The sequence below is a fragment of the Chryseobacterium sp. 1B4 genome, assembly GCF_036631475.1.
GTDB lineage: Bacteria > Bacteroidota > Bacteroidia > Flavobacteriales > Weeksellaceae > Chryseobacterium.
Window position 1 is genome coordinate 87,595 of sequence record NZ_JAPNUF010000003.1, and the last position, 19,056, is coordinate 106,650.

Below are 19,056 nucleotides of genomic sequence, written 5' to 3' on the forward strand. Positions count from 1 at the left end.
GCAAATATTTATAAGCTGTTCTTTTATTTTATATAAGTGTTTTCTGCCAATTTAATAGACCAACAGAATCTGCAATAATTTTACTATTAATACCAGCCTCTTCTTGCTGCGTTAATAATGGAACCGAGATTGAGAATTAATGTATATCTGATACGTTTTCCATAATCCTTGAATGAAGGTTCAAATCCTAAAGAAGACTGTATCGGGAAATACACTTCCAGAAAATCCGGAATGATCCTTACTTTAACTCCGGTGTCCCATATAAACTTGGCTGGAAGATCTTTATTTTTATAAACCCCCGCATCAGCATACACATGGAATATTTTCCATACACTAGAATCTACGTTGGCAGAGGTGATCCATTGGTTTACCGATCCGGGCAGAAAAGATTTAAAACCACCGTCAGCCAGTATAAACTGCTGTGAAAGAAGACCGCTGCTGGCACTTTCCCCTAAAAGAGTATAAGAGAAGGAATAGTTGGAAACCCTGGAAATTCCATAATTGAAAAGGTTATTCCGGGTATTGTTTCTTAAGAAATATCCGGCAAACAAACGTAAACTGAGTTTTTGCTTAGGAGCAAACTCCCATCTGTAGAAGCCTTCAGCGGTTATTTTGTTGAAATCTTCCATTCCCTGAGCGCTCAAACTAAAACTTTTTTCATGAATCATCTGGCTGTCGCTATAGCCGTATCCGATACTCCAGAGATTATATTTGCTGTAGTCATTATTAGCGATCATTTGAGGACTCAGGTCTCTTTCAAAATAATTATAGGAAACTCCTATACCTCTGCTTACTGTACTTCTCGGATTCTTTCTGAAATTGATAGAGGAAGATATGGATGTTTTTCTATACGCCAGATTATAATCATAATGAAAGTATGAGCCGGAAACACCGAATGTCAGACTCCGGATGATGCTTTCAGCAGGCAGAAAAGAGTAGGATACAGCTCCGGACCCTGTTAATTTTCCTGTTCCGGTACTGTAGGTTGGCGTAACGGAGTACAGAAACTTCTGATCAAATAAAGACTGATTTTTCAAATTAATTCCCAAAAGAAATTTATCGTAAGTATTGTTGAAACGTACTCTTGGGCTGATGTAAATTTCATTGTATTCCGGGTTAGGAATATCTTTTATTAATTTAAGTTTAATTTTTTTTGCATTGGAAAACAGTCCCTTTGCATACAGAAAGTTGTCCCGGTAATTGGATTCAGGGAAAATATAACCGTTATTTAAAGTGACTTTATAGATATTTTCTGATGCAGGCAGGGATAAAGTGGAAACACGTTCATTTTCCTCTGTGTCTACCCAGTATTCCTTCTTTTCTCCTTCTCTGGTTTCTGTTTGTAATTTTACCGGAATAGAGAGGTCCGTATTTTTTATAATTCTTATTTGCAGGGAATCATTTTCTTTTCTGATATTTTTCAATTTAAAATCAACCCTGTTTTTCTGCTTGAAGAAGCCCGAGAGATAGGCCGCTGATTTATTTTTTTCAGAAAGATCTGTCAGAAACTCTTCAGGATTGATTTTCTTTCCTGAGTTTCGGGAGATATAATTTTTTACAATCTCATTAAAGCTGTCATATCCCATTTTGTCAGCCGAATAGTTGAAAAGACTCCCGGTTTCAAAGCTGCTGACAGCCATATCATTGAAGTTACTTAAAACAGGAAAATGCTCGTCAATCTTCTGGTCAAGATTCTGCAGCATAATATACTGATAGGAAAGTCCGTAACGATCAAGAAGTTTTACCTTGGAAGCATGGAATAATTTTAATGGTTTAAGGCCAAAAATTCTGGTCTCAGGAAGTGTTCCCAGAAGTTTTGTATCAGCATAGAACTTTTTGAGATACTGAATTTCCAGATAAGATTTTAAACCATTTTTAAACCAGTGATCTTTTTCTTTATCTGCAATTACCTTTTCATCCAAAACTTTCTTGGCCATGATCCCAAAATAATCCAGATCTGTATTTTCTGTATCGGTAAATAAACGGAACCTGAATTTCCAGAAAGTAATATCATTATTCCCGAAAAAATCTTCTTTGGCTCTGAATTTATCTGAAATAAAAATACTTTTCGGAAGAAATCCGATGCGTTCTTTAATGAACTTTAATTGCAAAGGAAGATAAAATTCCAGGTTTTGTTTTCCTCAGGTCTCAGGTTATATCCAAATTTGATATCTATTTCCTCTCCGTCAACATTGGTTTTTATAGCAGGAAAGGCTGTTGTGGAAACCAGGAATTCAGGGTCTGAATCAAGGTATCCCTTAAATGAGTTCATCTGAACCTGCGGAAGATTGCCTTCTACAAAATTATCAACAGGAATATCAAAGTTGATGGTCCAGAAAGTATTGAAACTTACCTGTTCTTCAATATCATGGTAGTTTCTTTTGGAAATATTGTCCGGATCAAAATGATCCGGAACAATAAAGAAATATTTTAATAAAATATTCTGAGCGGATGTTCCGTATCCCGTAAAAATTTTATCGGGAAGCTGCATTTTATACTGCAGCTTTAAAGAAACACTTTCACCGGGTTTTAGTGCACTTTTCAGAGGAATAAAAAGGTTTTCATCTGAGAGCGTATTGACAGGGGTAACGTCATTTTCAGAATCTTTAATATTCAGTTCAAGAAGTTTCCCTAATTGACTGCTCTTCGCAAAATGTAAATCATTATTCCGGTCTTCCAGTTTTCTGTAGACTAAAGAGGTGCCCCGTTTATTGTACGCGGAAACCCAGTTCAGAAGTTTTATGGTTTGCAGGTCTTTTCCGGAATGATTGTAATAAACAATTTCCTGGCTGACTTCAAGGTTCTTTTTGTCAGGAGACAGTTTAGCTTCAATGTATATACTGTCTGTCTGCGCAGAAACCTGTACGACTCCCCATAACAAAATAAGGCAAATGCTGATCTTTTTCAAATATTCGTGATAAAGCCCAAATATAACTTATTTTGTATTTACTTTATAGCATTTTAACCCTGAATTGCTTTTTTTCCAAAGAATTAATATACGCATTCCATCCCTCTGTCTTATAAGTGATCGCAGAGGCTTCAGGATCATCGGATTTGTAAATTCCTCTTCCTACGATAATAAAATCGGTGTGCAGCGTTTTGAATACATGTTCAGGAGTGTTATACTGCTGTCCCTTTCCATCTCCGGAATCTGCCAGATTGATCCCTGGTGTGAATAATAAAAGTTCTTCGGGAAGTTTATTCTGAGAAACCCCGCCGATTACATTGGGATGAGATAAAGCTACCTTTAAAGCCTCTTCACGATAGCTTGCTGTTGTTAATGTTCCTTTGGACGACATTCCAACAATCGCTACAACTCCTACATTTTTGAAACAGTCTAAAGATTCAAAACCTCCGATAACCTGAGACGTGACAAAATCTGCCCAGTTTGTAATTTTGAAAACCCCGCTTGTGAACTGAAGCTCCTGGGTATTTCCAATGTCTGCAAATTTTCTGTCTTCCATCAGTAAAAACTGGTGCTTGGCAGCAATAGCTTTCAAAGTGGTGATTGTTTTTTCATATTCAAAATCAGAAATAATATCGATATGCGTTTTTAAAGCAATCACATGCGGACCCACTTTTTCAGCAAACTCCAATAGCTCCTGAGTTGTAGTAACGTCAGCAGAAGCAATAAGGTTTGATTTTTTTGCCAAAGCTGTTTCCAGTAATTTCTTTGAAACTGAATGCTGTGCAGCCTGAAGTTTCTGCTCATAAGAAGATCTGGTTTCTTCTTCGAACTGGATGTGATTCCCCTGAAGGAAGTCCTGGATTCTTTTACTTCTTCATCCGATAATTCTCCGGTTTCCTGAAGAATATTGCATACTTCCGAAATATTGAAAAGCGTGTGTACTCTGTATCCTTTGCTTTCCAATAGCTGTTTCCCGCCTTGCTCTCTGTCCAGTACCACAACAATATCAGAAACCTTAAGATCTTCCTGTTCTATTTCAGGAATGGTTTCCAGTAAAGATTTTCCAGAAGTGATCACATCTTCTACCAGCAGACAGTTCTGCCCTTTCTGGTAAATTCCTTCAATCAGTTTTTTTGTACCGTAGCTTTTAGCCTCTTTTCTTTTAATAATTAATGGAATATAGCTTTCCAGAGACATCGCAGTTGCCATAGGAAGAGCAGCATAAGGAACTCCACAGATTAAATCAAAATTATCTAACGGAAGCATTTCCAATAAATAATTAGCAAGATTTTTAAAATTTTAGGATCTGAAGCCAAAGGTCTCAGGTCTACATAAAAAGGACTTTCAATACCGCTTTTCAGGGTAAACCTTCCGAATTTGATGATGCCTAGTTTGTAGCACTCTAAGAAGAATTCTTTTTTACTTTCCATTATTTTTTATTAGATGTTGCAAATTTAAGGAATTGAAATAAGGCTTAAAAATTTATCACTCATTTGTAAATAAAAAACCATCCCGGATGTACCAGGATGGCGTGAAAAATATAATAAACTATTATTTTATGATTTCAGCATCGATAACTTGAGTGCCTCTGTATTTTTGCTCGGCTTCCCATAACAAAAATTTATCAACCTCTTTGATGAGCTTAGGAATGGTAAGTGACAATACTGCCAGGTCGTCCATTACTCCAAGTACCGGTATGGCAAATTCAGGAAGCAGGTCGATAGGAGAGATGACATATAAAATTCCGAGTAAGGGAAGAATAATATCTATGGATTTCATAGGATAAATTCCTTTTCTCCACATTCTGACCATTCTGAAAATATCAGGGATTTTTTTTACAAAACCTTTGTGGCTGATGGCTTCTTTTGCAAGATTTAATTTTGAATATTTCATTTTGTGTTTGGATTTAATAAATTTTTCAACGCTATAAATTTCGCAAATCCTGTACCAACAAATTATAAAATTTAGTTAAAGTATTATTTGATAATATTGTCAATTAACTGATGCACAGTCTCTGTGTCCCAGTCTTTTGTAGCATCCTCTTTAATAAGGATTCTTCCATGCTTATCCAGTAGGAAAGTGGTAGGGAACACCTTGGGAAGAATTTTCTCAGAAATCGGGCTTTGGGCAATATATACAGGAACGGTATAGTTATTTTCTTTCAAAAATTTCCTTACATCTTCTTCTTTGTCATTCATAGCAATCAGTACAAAATCTACATGATCTTTTCTGGAATCATACAGTTTCTGAATAGAAGGCCATTCTTTTCTGCAGGGTGGGCACCAGGTTCCCAGAAGTTCAGGAAAATACCTTTGTCCTTAAAATTTTTCAGGTTTGTACTGGGTGCATTAATGCCTTTAAGCTCTATATCATAATCTTCCTCACTTATATGTACGGCATTTTCAATAGTTGCGACAGGAAAGAATGTATCCTTTAAAAAATTTCTTACTCCCGGTATGAAAGCAATACCAGCGATAATGACGATTAATACAAGATAAATGATATTTTTTTCATACCTCTTTTTTATAGCAGATCTAAAATTTCCTGAACAGCATCTTTTCCTCTGTTTTTAGCATAATATATCTGCAGATCATTATAGAAGGTGTCTTTTGGATACGCTTCAGGATCTGCTTTATATTTCATCAAAAGCTCATATCCGTATTTAGGACGCGGGCCCCAGGAATTTTTTACATTCAGGTCTTTATCAAGAATAATGACTTTTGGAATAGATTCCGTGCCATTGGTCAGAAACTTATTGATTAAGCTCTTATCACTGTCTCTCAGGAAAACCCTTACTTCATTATGTCCTTCAAAAAATCTGAAAACAGCTGGAACGGTTGCGCTTGCGTCTCCGCACCATGCTTCAGAAATGATTAAGATCTTTCCGTCAAAGTTTTTGGCAGCAAGTTCTTTCAGCTGATCTTCATCCGGAACGTATTTTTTTACCGTTCTGTCCATTCTCTGAAGGCCCAGCTCATAATATTGTTTATAGTCAGCTTCCTGTTGGTTGGCAGGATGCTCCAATCTTTCTTTTGCAATCTGAAGATATTCTTCAAAAGAAATTCCTTTATCCCAGTAATTTTTCATTACCAAAAAGATTTATGTTAAAAATTATTGATATTTCTTGTTTTGTTGATCAGAAACAGGTCTGCCAATACAAATGCAGCAAGACTTTCCACCACGGGAACAGCTCTTGGAACTACACAAGGATCGTGGCGCCCTTTTCCTTCTACCACTACAGGATTTCCATCCTTGTCAATGCTGTCCTGAGGTCTCAGAATCGTGGCGACAGGCTTGAAGGCTACCCGGAAATAAATATCCATTCCATTGGAAATTCCACCCTGGATACCTCCTGAAAGATTAGATTTTGTAGTGAAATCTGTATTGAAAGCATCATTATGCTCCTTTCCTGTCATTTTAGCTCCACAGAAGCCGCTTCCATATTCAAAACCTTTGCAGGCATTGATATTAAGCATTGCTTTTGCCAGTTCAGCCTGAAGCTTTGAAAAATAGGCTCACCGATTCCTACAGGAACATTTTTAATCACACATGTAATTGTTCCTCCTATAGTATTTCCTTCTTTTTTGATTTCTTTGATTCTTGCTATCATCTTTTCTGCCGTTTCTGCATCCGGGCAACGGACATCATTGCTTTCTGTCTGAGAAAAGTCTAATGCCTGATAAGGTTTTTCACAGAAAATATCCCCTACGGAGGAAACATAAGCATTGATCTCAATATCTGGTAAAAGCTGTTTGGCAAGAGCTCCTGCAACCACCCAGTTCATGGTTTCTCTGGCAGAAGATTTTCCACCGCCGCGATGATCTCTGAAGCCAAATTTCTGATCATAAGTAAAATCAGCATGGCTCGGACGATATGCGCCTGCAATATGATCATAATCCTTTGATTTCTGATTTTCATTTTCAATGATAAAACCGATTGGAGTACCTGTTGTTTTCCCATCAAAGATTCCCGAAAGAAACTTTACAGTGTCACTTTCTTTTCTTTGTGTAACAATTGCTGACTGGCCGGGTTTTCTTCGGTTCAGTTCATATTGAACCTTATCGAGATCTACCGTTAAACCTGCCGGAAAATTATTGATGATACCGCCATAAGCCACTCCGTGACTTTCTCCAAATGTTGTAAGACTAAGAAGATTACCTAATGTATTGAACATGATACAAAATTACCGTTTTTCTTCAGATAATAAAGTTTCAGGATTAGTTCTGTTTATAAGTGATTTTGATAGTATTGATAATCTTTTGGACTTCTCTTTTTCATTTGAGGACATTTTTTTCCAGATAAATCCTTTCTTCACATCATTCTTGTCTGAAAGTTGTGGAAAAATACCTGCTTTTGCATCATCGAGAAGATAAGCCGGTGTTATAGCAGGAATTGCAGTGTCAAAGCTGTAAGGATAATTATGGATAACATTAAAGTTGAAATTCCCTACTTTAAAGGTGTCAAAACGCTGGTACTTATAGATTGAAGGCTTGTAAAGCTGTTCTTTTTCAAATCCGGCCGCCAAACTTCCTGAACGGAAACTCGGAATATATTTCTGCATAATTTCCGGAAAAGAGAGCATTGAAATGAAAAATAAGCTGAGCACAGAAAAAGCAACAATGGATTTTTTTGATTAAAATATTCATAGGACAGAACAAAGAATATCACAAAAAAAACATCCAGAAAAAATCTGTATTGAGCTGAAAAAGCCAGAACCAGCATGCTTTTTATCAATATGGAAATACAGATGAAGGTGATGAACTTTCTTTTTTATGGCTGTAAATAATATGAAAATAACCAGACTCAGAATAAAAAGGATATTGATTTTTGATTTAATCCCTTCAAGAGAAAACCAGTTTTTAATATGATCTACAGCAGAAAATTTTTGAATTTCTTCATAAGAATACTGCATATCATAGGTTTTCATGACTGCAAATTTTGAAGATATTTTTAAAACTTCCGGATTGGGTTTCCAGGACAGTCCCAGATCACCTATCGCCACAGGAAAGATGGGGTACCCGAATGTCCACAGATTCTTAATAAAGAATAAAAAAAGAATAAGAATGCCAAAAAGAAAATGTTTGAAATTATTCTTCAAAATAAAAACAGAGCTTAAGAGTATGAGAACAGGCAGCCATATCATCGTTGGTTTTACTGCAAAAACAAATGCTGAAAAGGCAAAAAGGAGAGAGGTATTTTTGTTTCCTGTTATGAGTTCATTTAAAATAATCAGTGATAAAATAATACCGGGAAGGTCAGGGCTTGGAGATTGTGAAAACAGCAGCAGCGCCGGAAGAAAACAGAGATGGATCCAGTTTTTTCTTTCAACAGTATACCATATATAAATGATCAGAAGTATTGTGTTGATCCTTAGAAACGGATCTGAAAAATTTGAAAATCCGGCCTGAAAAATATGCCAGACAGACATCTGGCCCAAGGTGAGATCTACATTGGAAATTCCTTTTACCAATCCATATTCTGTAAGCCATTCAAGCGTTGGAATATAATACCCGAAATGATCCGATATATAAGGATAGAAAGCTCCGGCGAATAGAATGACGAGGCTTGCAAGGCCAATTAATGTAAAATCTTTTTTGAAAAATGATAAAGCTGCAGGTAGAGTTTATTCTTAAAAAATAGGAATAACCCCAGGAGTATGGAAGCAGTTTCTATATAAATGTTTAAGGGAAAAAAGAAAGAGATAATTGTCCATGTCAGGCTTATTGCAAGAATTCCGGACAGGATCTTCCCGGTGATTCCCTGAAATAAAATCCCCGATAAATTTTCCATGATTTCCCCCAGCCTGTTAAGACCGGAATAATGAAAATTGAAGAAAACAGAATCAGTAGCATAAAAAAAGATTGCTTAAAAATAAGCAATCTTTATCTTTATTGTGAAAATATTTATTAACGGGGTTGTACCCTTCCGTCTTTTCTATCCTGAGATCTACCAATAGTATATCCTGTAGCACCACCTACAACACCGCCAATTACAGCACCCAGTCCTCTGTTTTTCTTCGCAACAAGAGCTCCTACAGCAGCTCCGCCTACGGTTCCGATGACGGTTCCCTTAGCCGCTTTACTCCATCCTTTTTTCTGAGTAGTTCCCTGTGAAGTACCGCTTCCGTTATTGGCGTAAGTACCGTTACTGCCTCCTGACCCGGAATTTGAACTTCTGTCTCTGTATATTGTTCGTGTTTCTCTGATCACTCTTGGTCTTGAATTATTTTCAGCAGCAACTTTTGCTTTTTTGCTTTCTGATATACTATCTGCTTTTTTCTGGGCTTCATATACCATTTTTTCTTTTTCAATAGCCAGCTTTTGTTTTTCTATTTCCAGCTGTCTGGCCTGAAATTCAAGCTTCTGTGCTTCCAATGATTTCTCGGCAACGCTGTCATCTTTCTTGCAGGCCGTCATTAAAAAGACGGATAAAAAACCTGCCAATACTATCTTTCTCATAATTCAAATTTTAAGCATAAAGTCAAATGACTTTGATTTTAATTCTATTTTCAATTATGAAGCCAAAATTTAGTTAATAAATGTTAAAATTATAACGGAAAAGAGAGAAAATTCATGAATGTAATTGATTTTGTACTGTTGATGCAGGGTTTCAGGATTATTTGTAAATTTTAATTCACTGGTAGTTTTTATTAAATTCATATAAGTTGTTTATTTTTGAAGGCCAAATTACTTTTAATATGAAAAAATCAATTTTTACAGTTTCAGCATGTATCGGATTGCTGGCTGTTGCAACATCGTTTTCCTCTGCGGAAATAGCCGATAACAATAAAAAAGGTGCAGAATTATCTGATACAGCACCAAAAACACAGACTTATAAGATCCGCTATGGACTTCTTTCAAAAGCGGCACCAAAATTCTTTCAGGCAATTATGATGTAGGAAGTTTTCTTGCTGAAAATATGGCTACAGGAGAAGTGTATGATACTTATTATAGTGGTGGATTCCAGTCGGTCCCGCAATACTATGATGGTCTTCCTGCAGGAACCTACACTTTTTCTGCCATGCAGGGACAAGGTGGATGGGTAGGGTATGGAACGGTAGTTGCTACTGTTTCGGATGCGCAGGTAGATTCGGATGGATATATTACAGTGTATATTCCGATTATTTGGGAGGAATAGACCTTGTGAACCCCAAAATTTAGTTAAATTTACCTGTTCTTGAAATGAAGATTATTAATTCAATTGCATAACTGCTATTAGCTTATCCTATTTGATTGTATTTTGTATTAAATAAATACTAATAGATTTTAATTATGTAAATTATTTTTCTTCAGGATGAAGTCCGTATTCTTAGAGAAGTATTCATCATTCAATTTACTTATTGTATATATTTTCTGTCTCGGAAAATGTAATGATAAAGATGCGTTGCAATGATTCTACAATATTCTGTTTGGATTTTTCTAAATAGATTTTTTTCATCATTTGTGTTTTTTAGGCCTCCAAACGGAGGCTTTTCTTTTATAGCCTTTTATGATTCTGCGCATATATATGTTGGTCCGGAAAACGTATTTTTATTACATGCATTTTCGTTCCATATTTATCAAAATGGTTTCTTGTTTCGGGAAGCCATTTATTATATCTGAGTAATCTATCCGGGGGAATTAAATAGGTTGTGCAATAGGAGAAAATTTGTAAAATATTACAAATAATGAGAATGGGACTCCCATTTTTTTATTATTGTCTCTTTTTGATAAATAACGGAAGGCCCATATTTAAAAGAAATAATAATTTTATGACTGTACTCATAAAATTAAAAAAGACTGATTTATCTTTGATAAAGAATTAATAGATAAATAATTTTTATCTCTGATATAAAATTTTTTTCATCATTTGTGTTTTTTGAGGCCTCCATTTCTGGGGGCTTTTTTTAATAATAATAGATCCTCTTTAACTTATATATCAAAGAGTACTCTGCCATCAAACGGGGAATCCCAAACGATAAATATTTTGTTATCAGATCTTCGTAATGGCGCCTGAACAATTTCATATTTTCCTTGTTCAGTCAGTCTTTCCACGATAAGATTAACCCCTTCACCTATTTCACCGATCGTATATTCCAGCTGATATTCTTTTTCATTGGTCTTTGTGAAATCCTCTTTATTAAAAATTTTCTGTGCCATGATGATTTAATTTTAGGTAGGTTCATTTATTTTAAGAACAAAAGTGTGCCAATTTGGTACTGAAAATTTTTTTATGGCCGATCAGTTTATTTTATTTAAAAAATTTTATGTCCTGAATGTAAATTTTATTTTATTAAAATGTAAATTATTTTTTTTAATACTTTTGCGGGAGCTTTAGATTTATCTGAAATTATTATGGGTAATTATGAGGCTGTTTTTAAAGTATCATTATAATTGGTTTAAAATGCTGAATTGATAAAAATGGTGCCGCATGAAGAATTGAACTTTTTTCTTAAAATCGAAATTCTTGGCACGATTTTTCAATATAGAAATGTAACTCATGTTTAATTTGAGTTTTCATGGTTATTAGTTTTTATCCTCGGAATTTCCGGGGATTTTTTTGTCCTGATTATGACGCTGCTCATAAACGTACCCTGGTAAATCCTCTATCTTTGAATCAGATAATTTTCTATCCATCATCACTTTTTGCATTATTACCAAGCTCTTCCCATTTAACGGAGAGCTTGTTTTGTAATAAATAAAAGAAATATTAAGGATTTACAAATATTAATTATCAGCTGGACGGGAAATTATTTGAGTTAAATAAAGCTACTTGCATATGCTAAGAAAAGATAAAATATCTAGAATTAACAAGAATAATTTAAGTATTAAGTCAATCATTATTTTAGTTTTGGATTAGTTCAGCTTTATACTTTGCTTTTCCCACATGGATTTATAAACTGAATCTTTAGTGACAAGCTCTTGATGTTTACCCTGCTCTATAATCTGTGCTTCTTTTATAACAAGAATATTGTCTGCATTGGCAATAGTACTTAGACGATGAGCAATAATGATCATCGTTTTGCCTTGATTTCTAAATTCTTGCAGAGTATTTTGAATTACCATTTCTGATTCAGTATCCAATGATGAAGTGGCTTCGTCCAATATCAAAATTTCAGGGTTTTTATACAAAGCTCTTGCAATCGCAATTCTTTGTTTTTGTCCACCGGATAATAAGGCCCCGTTTTCACCTAAATAAGTTTGAAATCCATTGGGTAATTTTTCAACGAAAGTTAATATACCTAAGTTTTTTGTGATGTTTAAAATCCTCTGTATATCTGGAAACTCTTCTCCTAAAGCAATATTTTCAATCACATTTCCGGAGAACAAATCGATTTGTTGCGGAACAACAGACACTAAATTCCTTAATGAATAATTGGAAATATAATTAATATCATAATCACCAATCATAATTTTTCCTGTTTTGAGTGGATATAAATTTTGAATCAAAGAAGCTAAGGTAGTTTTACCACTTCCACTTTCTCCAACAATAGCGGTAGTTTCACCTTTTTTGATCAGGCAGTTAAAATTCGTAAAAACTTCAACTCTGCTTCCATAACTAAAACTTACATCTTTAAATTGTATGTCTCCAGTGTTTTCTTTAATGAGATCTAACTTTTCTGTATTTTCCTCTCGTTCCAGATCCATGATTTCAAAAAGGCGATCAGCAGCTATCAAAGCATTTTGAATAGTTTTATTCATCCCGATTAATTGAGATACAGGATTTGTAAAATATCCTATTAAAGCATAGAATGATAATAATTCTCCTGGAGTGATCACTCTGTCGATCACGTATCCTGAACCAGCCCAAAGTAATACAATCGTAAATATTCTGGATAAAAACTCTGATGAGTTTCCCGAAAATAAGGCATTCATTACCGAAGCATAAATTGTTTTTAATAATCTTGAAAAGGCATTATCCGTTTTATTATTAGCAAAAGTTTCTACTCCAAATTGTTTAATTGTTTTCACTGAAGTGATTGATTCAACTAAATGAGATTCCAATTCAGCACTATCCTCCATTAATTGTCTTTCTGCTTTTTTATTCAATTTATTGGTAATCCAATACACTAAAAAATAAAAAGGAATCACTAATGCTGTAATTAGTGCCAACTTCCAGTAATAGGTGAACATTAAAGCAAATGAAAAAATAATAATAAAAATATTGACAAAAATCTGTATGGAAACATCATTGATAAATGTTCTTATTTTCACAGCATCATTCACCCTTGAAATGATCTCCCCGACTTTCATGGTATCGAAAAAACGCTGCGGGAGTTTTAGCAAATGTTTGTAATAACCTAGAATAAGATGTTTGTCCATCTTTTGTCCGGTTTGCAATACCAAAACACTTTTCATAGCTCCAATAAATATTTGAAACAGCAGTATTACAAGCATTCCTATGGAAAGCAAGTTTAAAAGCCGTTTGTTTCCATCAATTAAAACATAATCTGTTATTTTTTCAATATAAATAGAGGTTGACAGCCCCAAAATAGTATAGACCAATGCGCCTAATAAAGCTTGGATTAAGATACTTTTGTGTGGCTGAACTAAGTTCCAGAATCTTTTATATAGGCTTGTTTTTTCGTCTCTCTGCTCAAAATATTCATTGGGTTCCAAAAGAATAAGTACACCAGTCCAGATTTTTGAAAAATCTTCTATTTTATAATCTTCCAATTTTCCTTTTGCAGGATCCATTACTGTAATTTTATCTTTTGTAACTTTGTAAATGACTACATAATGATGCATTTGTCCATTAACAATAATGTGTGCGATAGCTGGCAATGGAAGTTCCGGCAAAGCATCAACTCCTCCTTTTACCCCTTTTGCATTGAAGCCCATTTGTTCCAACCCTTGTATTAACCCTAAAACATTTGTTCCTCTTGTATCAGTATGACATATTTGTCGGATTTTAGCAATAGGCATTTTTAATCCGTAGTGTACGGCAACAGAAGCAAGGCAAGCAGCACCACAATCTTTAATATCATGTTGCTTTATGAATATATCTCTTTTCATTTGTGTGTTAGAACCTTAATATTATAGTAAAAAGTTTTCACGGTATTTTACGTAAAAGCTTATTTTAATTTAGGATTAAACCAATCGTCAACACGGTCAAATAATAATTGCCATAATGTACGGTCAACGAGATGGAAACGTGCTGTAAAAGTCATTCCTTTGTCAACTTGTCCTTTGTAGCCGTTTTTCAATTGTAAGTAGCTTTTATCCATTTGGCAGATTACCCTAAAGAAAGCTTCTCCGGTTTGTTCATTAATTTTAATATTCTGATCAATTTCAGAAACCTTGCCCTCCAATAATCCCCATTGATTGTAGTTATAAGTATCGATTTGGTATTTTACTTTCTGGCTTTTATGTATAAAGCCTATATCTTTTGGCGAAACCAAGCATTCTGCAACCAAAGAAACTTCCGGCGAAATTTCTCCTATGCTTTGCCCTTGCGTCAAAAAGTTATTTTTCTGTATTCCGGCGAAGTTTACAAGCCTCCCAGAAACGGGAGCTGTAATGATATAGTTTTTTTGCTCCTGGCAAATACGCTGCACTTCTGAGCTTAGAGAACGGATTTGTCTTTCTACCTCTCTTTTCTGCGTTTGCCATTGGGCTACCTGTTGGTCTCTTATTCCGGCAATCTGGTTTTTAAGTCCTTGAAGATTGTAGAAAAATTTATCATATTCTGCTTTTGGGACTACCCCTTGATTGTAAAGAGTTGCTGCTCTATCAAAATTTTTTTGGGCCAAGGATAATTGTGTTTGTACCTGGGCAATTTTCTCCTGCATAGCAGATAATTCTCTTTGGTATTGCCCGGTTTGTAAGCCTGAAGTTTGTCCTCTTGTCAGTTTATTTAAGTCCTGCAATTGTGCGGAATAATCTGAATTTTGGCTGTTTTGTAAATTCTTTTGAGTATCCAGCTGCTCTGCTGTTACAATGAGCAATGTATCACCTTGTTTGAGTTCCTGATTATTTTTTTCTAGTTTACTATAAATAATTCTCCCTGAAACAATAGCAGAAATTTTAGTGTTCTCCTGAACAGATCGTATCACACCTCTTGATGAAGAGGAAATGGGGACTTTTATTATTGGTAAAATGCACAGGAAGGTAACTACAAGAATTAATATTCCTATATAAATTGATTTTTGAACATTGAAAAAATAATTTTACATTATAAATAGATAACCGTAAAGGTTAAATAATGAATGGAAAAGAACAGTCAGAATAAAGCTGTATTTATTATTATGTTTATAATAATAGACATAAAGATGATTTAAAATTAATCCTCCAAAAAATGTCATCACCATATATAACCAATTGTAGTAATGCATCGATGAAAAGACAATGCTCATGATGATTATACATATTACATCATTTTTGATTTTAATTTTTTTAAGAATCAGATACAAAATATGCTGGAAAATCAAAGTTTCCAGAATAGGTGCTATACAAATTGCAATAAAATTGAGCTCATTTTTTGAAATATTTTGATGTTTATTATAATTTACATTAAAATGTAAATATGCATCATTAATATAATTAAAAAAATACCCATTTAGTACTGCTAAGGTGAATGAAATTATAAAAATTAAAGTTCCTTTATTGTATGTAAGTTTCATTTGGTTTTTTGTTTCCAATAGGCAACGAGTAAAATAGATGCAGTCATGAATTGTCTGAAAATTTCCTGGTTTTTGGTAATTGAATAGCCTAAAACACTGTATAATTTATTAGGTTCAAAAAATAGAGTATAAAATCCATCTAATAAATAGATGATTCCGAAAATTAAGAAAATATTTTTTAGTTTGGATGAATTCATAACATGGAATTTTTATTGTGTTATCGTATGCAATATTATACTTGTAAGGTTTATAAAACAATGCAAAATGACACCCCACCAAAAATTGAATTTCAATCTGATATTAGTTATAAAATATGCCATAATCATTTGTGGTATAACATAAAAAGGATAGAAAAGGACTAAGTTGAAAATAGGCTTAATATTATTTATATGCATTAAGCCAAATAAAGTTATTGATATAATAGTAAACATTTTAAATTCTATTAAGTTTATTTTAGGGAAATAATTACTTTTAGAATAAAAAATAAAACCAACTACAAAAGATGTTGTTAAAACGTAATAAAAATTTATATCCACTAAGCTGATTTTATAAAAGCTTTTGTAGAATGCTGCAAAGTATAAAAACGATGCAAATATTGCAAGATTCAATTTAGATCTTCTTAAAGCTAATCTGAACAATATTTCCTCTATAACTGGAGCTATTAGTACAATTTTTATAACACTATATTTACTTCTGTCTTCATGGGATTTTTTAAATTCAGATAAAATTGAATTGTAATGCAGTATTTCTGTGACGAGATAATCAATAATATGTATTAAAACTATAGAAATGGCAATAAAAAATAAAATTAATAGATAGGAAATAAATATTTTTTTAATTTTTCCTTGTAATGGAATTTTTGTAAAAGATTTTTTTACATCAAAAACATTATAAAAATTCATTATTATGTATTTCTTTGGAAAGAATGTCTATGAAAAAAAGATTCATAGACATTCTTTAAAATTCTTTAAGATCCTGTAAATATTGCAACAAGGACCAGAACACCTCCAACGAGTTTTACAGCTTTTCCTACAGCTACACCAACATCATGAGCCATTCCATCGTGACCTCCGTCTATTGTTTGTAATTCGATTAAACTTAATTCTTGTAAATTATTCATAATTTTATTTTTTAGGTTAATACTTATAATCCTTCCATAAATCCATCTATGAAATCACCAATGGCATGAACTACTTTTTTCCAGTCTTTCGGATTAACAGTTCCATATCCAGTTCCTGGGCCACTGCCTCCATTTATCTCCATACTTTCTTGAACATCTAGTTCTACTAAACTTAAACTTTTTAATTTCATTTGTTTAATTTTAAAGTTAATTTTTTGTCATACAATCCCTGACATGGTTTTTTTGCTGATCAGCACTATTTAGACTTTTCATACTGCGCATTATGAAAAGGAAAATATTTGTGTTTTTACATTATACAACACTATTTGGAATCTCTTATAAAGAAATGCTGCGGAGTCATGCAGCTATCTTCCGTACAAATATGCCATAATCCTGAAACGTACAGAAGAAAATAATGTAAAGATAAATGAACATCATTGTAGTTTAAAAACGTCTAAAAAATAGGATATCCACAATTTTCCGGTCGTATCATCCAGAACGACTCCCAAAGGGTCTTTTTGTAGCTGGCAGATCACAGCAGGCTGAGGCTTCGTAATGAAACTTCTGTGTATACGGATACCGTTTCATTCATAAGCATCCGCCCAAAACAAAACCCCGTTTGGAGCTATGGAATACAATATGACATGTAATGCTAATGAAAAGTACAACGTATTTCATTTGTGAAAAAAATAAGTTAATATTTATTCTTATGGAATTATGAACTAAGAAAACAGAAGTAAGTTATTTATTGACAACAATTAGCCCAAAAACTACATTAAAATTTCCTGACGGATAAATTTTAAGCAGAATTCATAAAACACTTTCTCTATGGGGGCTGATTTACGGGCTGGCTGCTGCAACATCTCTATTGGTTCCGGTCGTTCTTTCAAAAGGTATCATAAAGAGGCTTACTGTTTTTTTATAAGTAGTTTTAATGATAAAAGAATGGAATATTTGAAAAAAATTAAAAGGGATAAAAACAAAAAAACCTCTAATAATTTAGAGGTTTTTTCTGAGGTACCTAGCGTACCTAATAATTAAAATCACATGCAATTAATAAATATTTAAACGAATATAAATATTTGATTTATAGACAATACATGTTTGTATATAGTATCATTAAATTGCATCAGATTACATAATGGTTGGAATTGCGTTGGAATTTGTTTAGTTTTGTTCCAACAATAATTCTAAAATGGCAACTGTAAAATTCCGCGTTCTTCATAAATCAGCATCTGCACAAATATACTTAAGATTTTCAATTAGTAGAGAGCTTGTATTTCAATCAAAAACTGGTAAAACAATTAATCCTATATATTGGAGTGCTAAAAATTCCGCTCCTATTCAAAAGTTGCCGGAATATAAAAAATTAGCTGTTGAATTAAATGAGCTTTCCCTGTTTATTATAAAGTCTTACAATGAAGATTATTCTACAGGTGTGGGCTTTTCTAAAAGTTGGCTTGATGAAAAAATTGACGTGTTCTTCAATCGAGATATAATTAAGAATCCGGAAAAGAACGAAGATTTGTTTCTGAATTATCTAGATAAATTTCGGGAATTTAAAAAAAATATTTCAACAACCAGGAAAGATCAAATTGTAAAACTTAATAATCTATTTGATAGATTTTCGGGATATGAAGACAAAAAGAAAAAGAAATTTAGTTTTGAGGAAATATCCGGAAAGGTGTTGATTGATTTTAAAGACTACTTAGTCGATGATTGTAATTTAGCTGGAACAACCGCGGCAAGATTTGTTAAAAATCTAAAAACTATTCTTTTTGATGCAGAAGATAACGGGAAGAAGATCCATCATCAAGTGCGGGGTTTTCCACCGGAAAAACAAATACAGATTATAAAGTTTTCTTGTCTTTTGATGAAATTGAAAAGATTAAAAATATAAGCCCCGCTGATAATGATCTCTGTATTGCAAAAGACTGGCTGGTTCTTGGGTGCTTCCTTGGCCAGAGGGCTAGTGATTTATTGAGAATGAATAAAAAGATGATTTATACTAAGACTGATTCAGAGGGTAATTCATTTAGATTTATCGAATTAACGCAGCAAAAAACAGGCGATATGGTTGTTATACCACTGCATAATGAAGTAGAAGAGATACTTTTAAAATATAATGGTAATTTCCCTCCTGTATTTTCTGATAAACCAGATTCAAATTCAGCATTATTCAACAGACATATAAAAAAGGTTTGTGAAATTGCTGAAATTCATGATAAAGTGAAAGGGAAAGTGTATAATGAAGATTTGAAAAAAATGAAATAGTTGAAACGGAAAAGTGTTATTTGGTATCATCACATATTTGCAGAAGGTCTTTTGCAACTAATTTTTATGGGAATAAACTTTTTACAACTCCACAACTAATGGCAATTACCGGACACAAGTCAGAAGCTCAATTTTTAAACTACATTGGTAAGA

At 33.5% G+C, this 19,056-nt stretch carries 18 protein-coding genes and 4 pseudogenes; 5 read left to right on the forward strand and 17 right to left on the reverse strand.

Annotated features, from left to right (window positions below):
* Positions 1–86 precede the first annotated feature (86 nt).
* The 10 genes and pseudogenes from OWR28_RS02210 to OWR28_RS02255 all read right to left on the reverse strand — a co-directional run bounded on the left by OWR28_RS02210 (position 87) and on the right by OWR28_RS02255 (position 9,366).
* Complete coding sequence (locus tag OWR28_RS02210) at positions 87–2,111, reverse strand: aminopeptidase (RefSeq protein ID WP_332385294.1); 2,025 nt, start codon at positions 2,109–2,111, stop codon at positions 87–89.
* Complete coding sequence (locus OWR28_RS02215) at positions 2,102–2,908, reverse strand: hypothetical protein (RefSeq protein WP_332385295.1); 807 nt, start codon at positions 2,906–2,908, stop codon at positions 2,102–2,104. The genes OWR28_RS02210 and OWR28_RS02215 overlap by 10 nt, the downstream gene beginning before the upstream one ends.
* A 43-nt stretch (positions 2,909–2,951) precedes the next feature.
* Positions 2,952–4,338 (reverse strand): annotated as a pseudogene (gene pyrF / locus OWR28_RS02220) (orotidine-5'-phosphate decarboxylase).
* A 121-nt stretch (positions 4,339–4,459) separates the two neighbouring features.
* Positions 4,460–4,801, reverse strand: a complete 342-nt coding sequence (locus OWR28_RS02225) for a YkvA family protein (RefSeq protein ID WP_332385296.1) — start codon at positions 4,799–4,801, stop codon at positions 4,460–4,462.
* 83 nt (positions 4,802–4,884) lie between these two features.
* Positions 4,885–5,435 (reverse strand): annotated as a pseudogene (locus OWR28_RS02230) (TlpA family protein disulfide reductase).
* Positions 5,432–5,995, reverse strand: coding sequence for a thioredoxin family protein (locus OWR28_RS02235; protein WP_332385297.1), 564 nt, complete (start codon positions 5,993–5,995; stop codon positions 5,432–5,434). The pseudogene OWR28_RS02230 and the gene OWR28_RS02235 overlap by 4 nt, the downstream one beginning before the upstream one ends.
* 17 nt (positions 5,996–6,012) lie before the next feature.
* Positions 6,013–7,082, reverse strand: a pseudogene (gene aroC, locus OWR28_RS02240) (chorismate synthase).
* A 9-nt stretch (positions 7,083–7,091) separates the two neighbouring features.
* Positions 7,092–7,469, reverse strand: a complete 378-nt coding sequence (locus OWR28_RS02245; protein WP_332385298.1) for a hypothetical protein — start codon at positions 7,467–7,469, stop codon at positions 7,092–7,094.
* A gap of 81 nt (positions 7,470–7,550) precedes the next feature.
* Positions 7,551–8,698 (reverse strand): annotated as a pseudogene (locus tag OWR28_RS02250) (LIC_10190 family membrane protein).
* A 116-nt stretch (positions 8,699–8,814) separates the two neighbouring features.
* Positions 8,815–9,366 carry a glycine zipper domain-containing protein gene (locus tag OWR28_RS02255; RefSeq protein WP_332385300.1) on the reverse strand — a complete coding sequence of 184 codons (552 nt, stop codon included), beginning with the start codon at positions 9,364–9,366 and terminating at the stop codon, positions 8,815–8,817.
* A gap of 239 nt (positions 9,367–9,605) precedes the next feature.
* On the opposite strand from OWR28_RS02255, the gene OWR28_RS02260 reads away from it, so the two are divergent.
* Together OWR28_RS02260 and OWR28_RS02265 are read left to right on the forward strand one after the other, a co-directional pair.
* Positions 9,606–9,806: a hypothetical protein gene (locus tag OWR28_RS02260; protein ID WP_332385301.1), complete on the forward strand. Its 201-nt coding sequence runs from the start codon at positions 9,606–9,608 to the stop codon at positions 9,804–9,806.
* A 20-nt stretch (positions 9,807–9,826) separates the two neighbouring features.
* Entirely contained in the window at positions 9,827–10,045 is a 219-nt protein-coding gene (locus tag OWR28_RS02265; protein ID WP_332385302.1) for a hypothetical protein, read from the forward strand.
* Between the two features lie 773 nt (positions 10,046–10,818).
* Here the strand turns inward: OWR28_RS02265 and OWR28_RS02270 are convergent.
* The 7 genes from OWR28_RS02270 to OWR28_RS02295 form a co-directional block, all read right to left on the reverse strand.
* On the reverse strand, positions 10,819–11,046 hold the full coding sequence (locus OWR28_RS02270) for a glutathione synthase (protein ID WP_332385303.1): 228 nt from the start codon (positions 11,044–11,046) through the stop codon (positions 10,819–10,821).
* 696 nt (positions 11,047–11,742) lie between these two features.
* Positions 11,743–13,902, reverse strand: coding sequence for a peptidase domain-containing ABC transporter (locus tag OWR28_RS02275; protein ID WP_332385304.1), 2,160 nt, complete (start codon positions 13,900–13,902; stop codon positions 11,743–11,745).
* Positions 13,903–13,961: 59 nt separating this feature from the next.
* Complete coding sequence (locus tag OWR28_RS02280; protein ID WP_332385305.1) at positions 13,962–14,942, reverse strand: beta-barrel domain-containing protein; 981 nt, start codon at positions 14,940–14,942, stop codon at positions 13,962–13,964.
* Between the two features lie 114 nt (positions 14,943–15,056).
* Positions 15,057–15,509 carry a CPBP family intramembrane glutamic endopeptidase gene (locus tag OWR28_RS26745; protein ID WP_494168420.1) on the reverse strand — a complete coding sequence of 151 codons (453 nt, stop codon included), beginning with the start codon at positions 15,507–15,509 and terminating at the stop codon, positions 15,057–15,059.
* A gap of 209 nt (positions 15,510–15,718) precedes the next feature.
* Positions 15,719–16,411 (reverse strand): hypothetical protein, encoded by a 693-nt coding sequence (locus OWR28_RS02285; protein WP_332385306.1) that lies wholly within the window; start codon positions 16,409–16,411, stop codon positions 15,719–15,721.
* A gap of 65 nt (positions 16,412–16,476) precedes the next feature.
* Positions 16,477–16,629 carry a hypothetical protein gene (locus OWR28_RS02290; RefSeq protein ID WP_332385307.1) on the reverse strand — a complete coding sequence of 51 codons (153 nt, stop codon included), beginning with the start codon at positions 16,627–16,629 and terminating at the stop codon, positions 16,477–16,479.
* A gap of 23 nt (positions 16,630–16,652) precedes the next feature.
* Complete coding sequence (locus tag OWR28_RS02295; protein ID WP_332385308.1) at positions 16,653–16,820, reverse strand: hypothetical protein; 168 nt, start codon at positions 16,818–16,820, stop codon at positions 16,653–16,655.
* A gap of 637 nt (positions 16,821–17,457) precedes the next feature.
* On the opposite strand from OWR28_RS02295, the gene OWR28_RS02300 reads away from it, so the two are divergent.
* The 3 genes from OWR28_RS02300 (at position 17,458) to OWR28_RS02310 (ending at position 18,903) form a co-directional block, all read left to right on the forward strand.
* The gene (locus OWR28_RS02300; RefSeq protein WP_332385309.1) at positions 17,458–17,670 is read left to right on the forward strand and encodes a hypothetical protein; all 213 of its coding nucleotides are present in this window, start codon (positions 17,458–17,460) and stop codon (positions 17,668–17,670) included.
* A gap of 154 nt (positions 17,671–17,824) precedes the next feature.
* The gene (locus OWR28_RS02305; protein WP_332385310.1) at positions 17,825–18,529 is read left to right on the forward strand and encodes a phage integrase SAM-like domain-containing protein; all 705 of its coding nucleotides are present in this window, start codon (positions 17,825–17,827) and stop codon (positions 18,527–18,529) included.
* Entirely contained in the window at positions 18,493–18,903 is a 411-nt protein-coding gene (locus OWR28_RS02310; protein WP_332385311.1) for a hypothetical protein, read from the forward strand. Before OWR28_RS02305 ends, OWR28_RS02310 begins: the two co-directional genes overlap by 37 nt.
* Positions 18,904–19,056 lie beyond the last annotated feature (153 nt).

Bases quoted from the DNA above. Each gene is read 5' to 3' on its own strand.
- OWR28_RS02225 (WP_332385296.1), bottom strand. From the start codon at position 4,801: ATGAAATATTCAAAATTAAATCTTGCAAAAGAAGCCATCAGCCACAAA.
- OWR28_RS02235 (WP_332385297.1), bottom strand. From the start codon at position 5,995: ATGAAAAATTACTGGGATAAAGGAATTTCTTTTGAAGAATATCTTCAG.
- OWR28_RS02245 (WP_332385298.1), bottom strand. From the start codon at position 7,469: ATGCAGAAATATATTCCGAGTTTCCGTTCAGGAAGTTTGGCGGCCGGA.
- OWR28_RS02255 (WP_332385300.1), bottom strand. From the start codon at position 9,366: ATGAGAAAGATAGTATTGGCAGGTTTTTTATCCGTCTTTTTAATGACG.
- OWR28_RS02260 (WP_332385301.1), top strand. From the start codon at position 9,606: ATGAAAAAATCAATTTTTACAGTTTCAGCATGTATCGGATTGCTGGCT.
- OWR28_RS02265 (WP_332385302.1), top strand. From the start codon at position 9,827: ATGGCTACAGGAGAAGTGTATGATACTTATTATAGTGGTGGATTCCAG.
- OWR28_RS02270 (WP_332385303.1), bottom strand. From the start codon at position 11,046: ATGGCACAGAAAATTTTTAATAAAGAGGATTTCACAAAGACCAATGAA.
- OWR28_RS02275 (WP_332385304.1), bottom strand. From the start codon at position 13,902: ATGAAAAGAGATATATTCATAAAGCAACATGATATTAAAGATTGTGGT.
- OWR28_RS26745 (WP_494168420.1), bottom strand. From the start codon at position 15,509: ATGAAACTTACATACAATAAAGGAACTTTAATTTTTATAATTTCATTC.
- OWR28_RS02285 (WP_332385306.1), bottom strand. From the start codon at position 16,411: ATGAATTTTTATAATGTTTTTGATGTAAAAAAATCTTTTACAAAAATT.
- OWR28_RS02290 (WP_332385307.1), bottom strand. From the start codon at position 16,629: ATGAATAATTTACAAGAATTAAGTTTAATCGAATTACAAACAATAGAC.
- OWR28_RS02295 (WP_332385308.1), bottom strand. From the start codon at position 16,820: ATGAAATTAAAAAGTTTAAGTTTAGTAGAACTAGATGTTCAAGAAAGT.
- OWR28_RS02300 (WP_332385309.1), top strand. From the start codon at position 17,458: ATGGGGGCTGATTTACGGGCTGGCTGCTGCAACATCTCTATTGGTTCC.
- OWR28_RS02305 (WP_332385310.1), top strand. From the start codon at position 17,825: ATGGCAACTGTAAAATTCCGCGTTCTTCATAAATCAGCATCTGCACAA.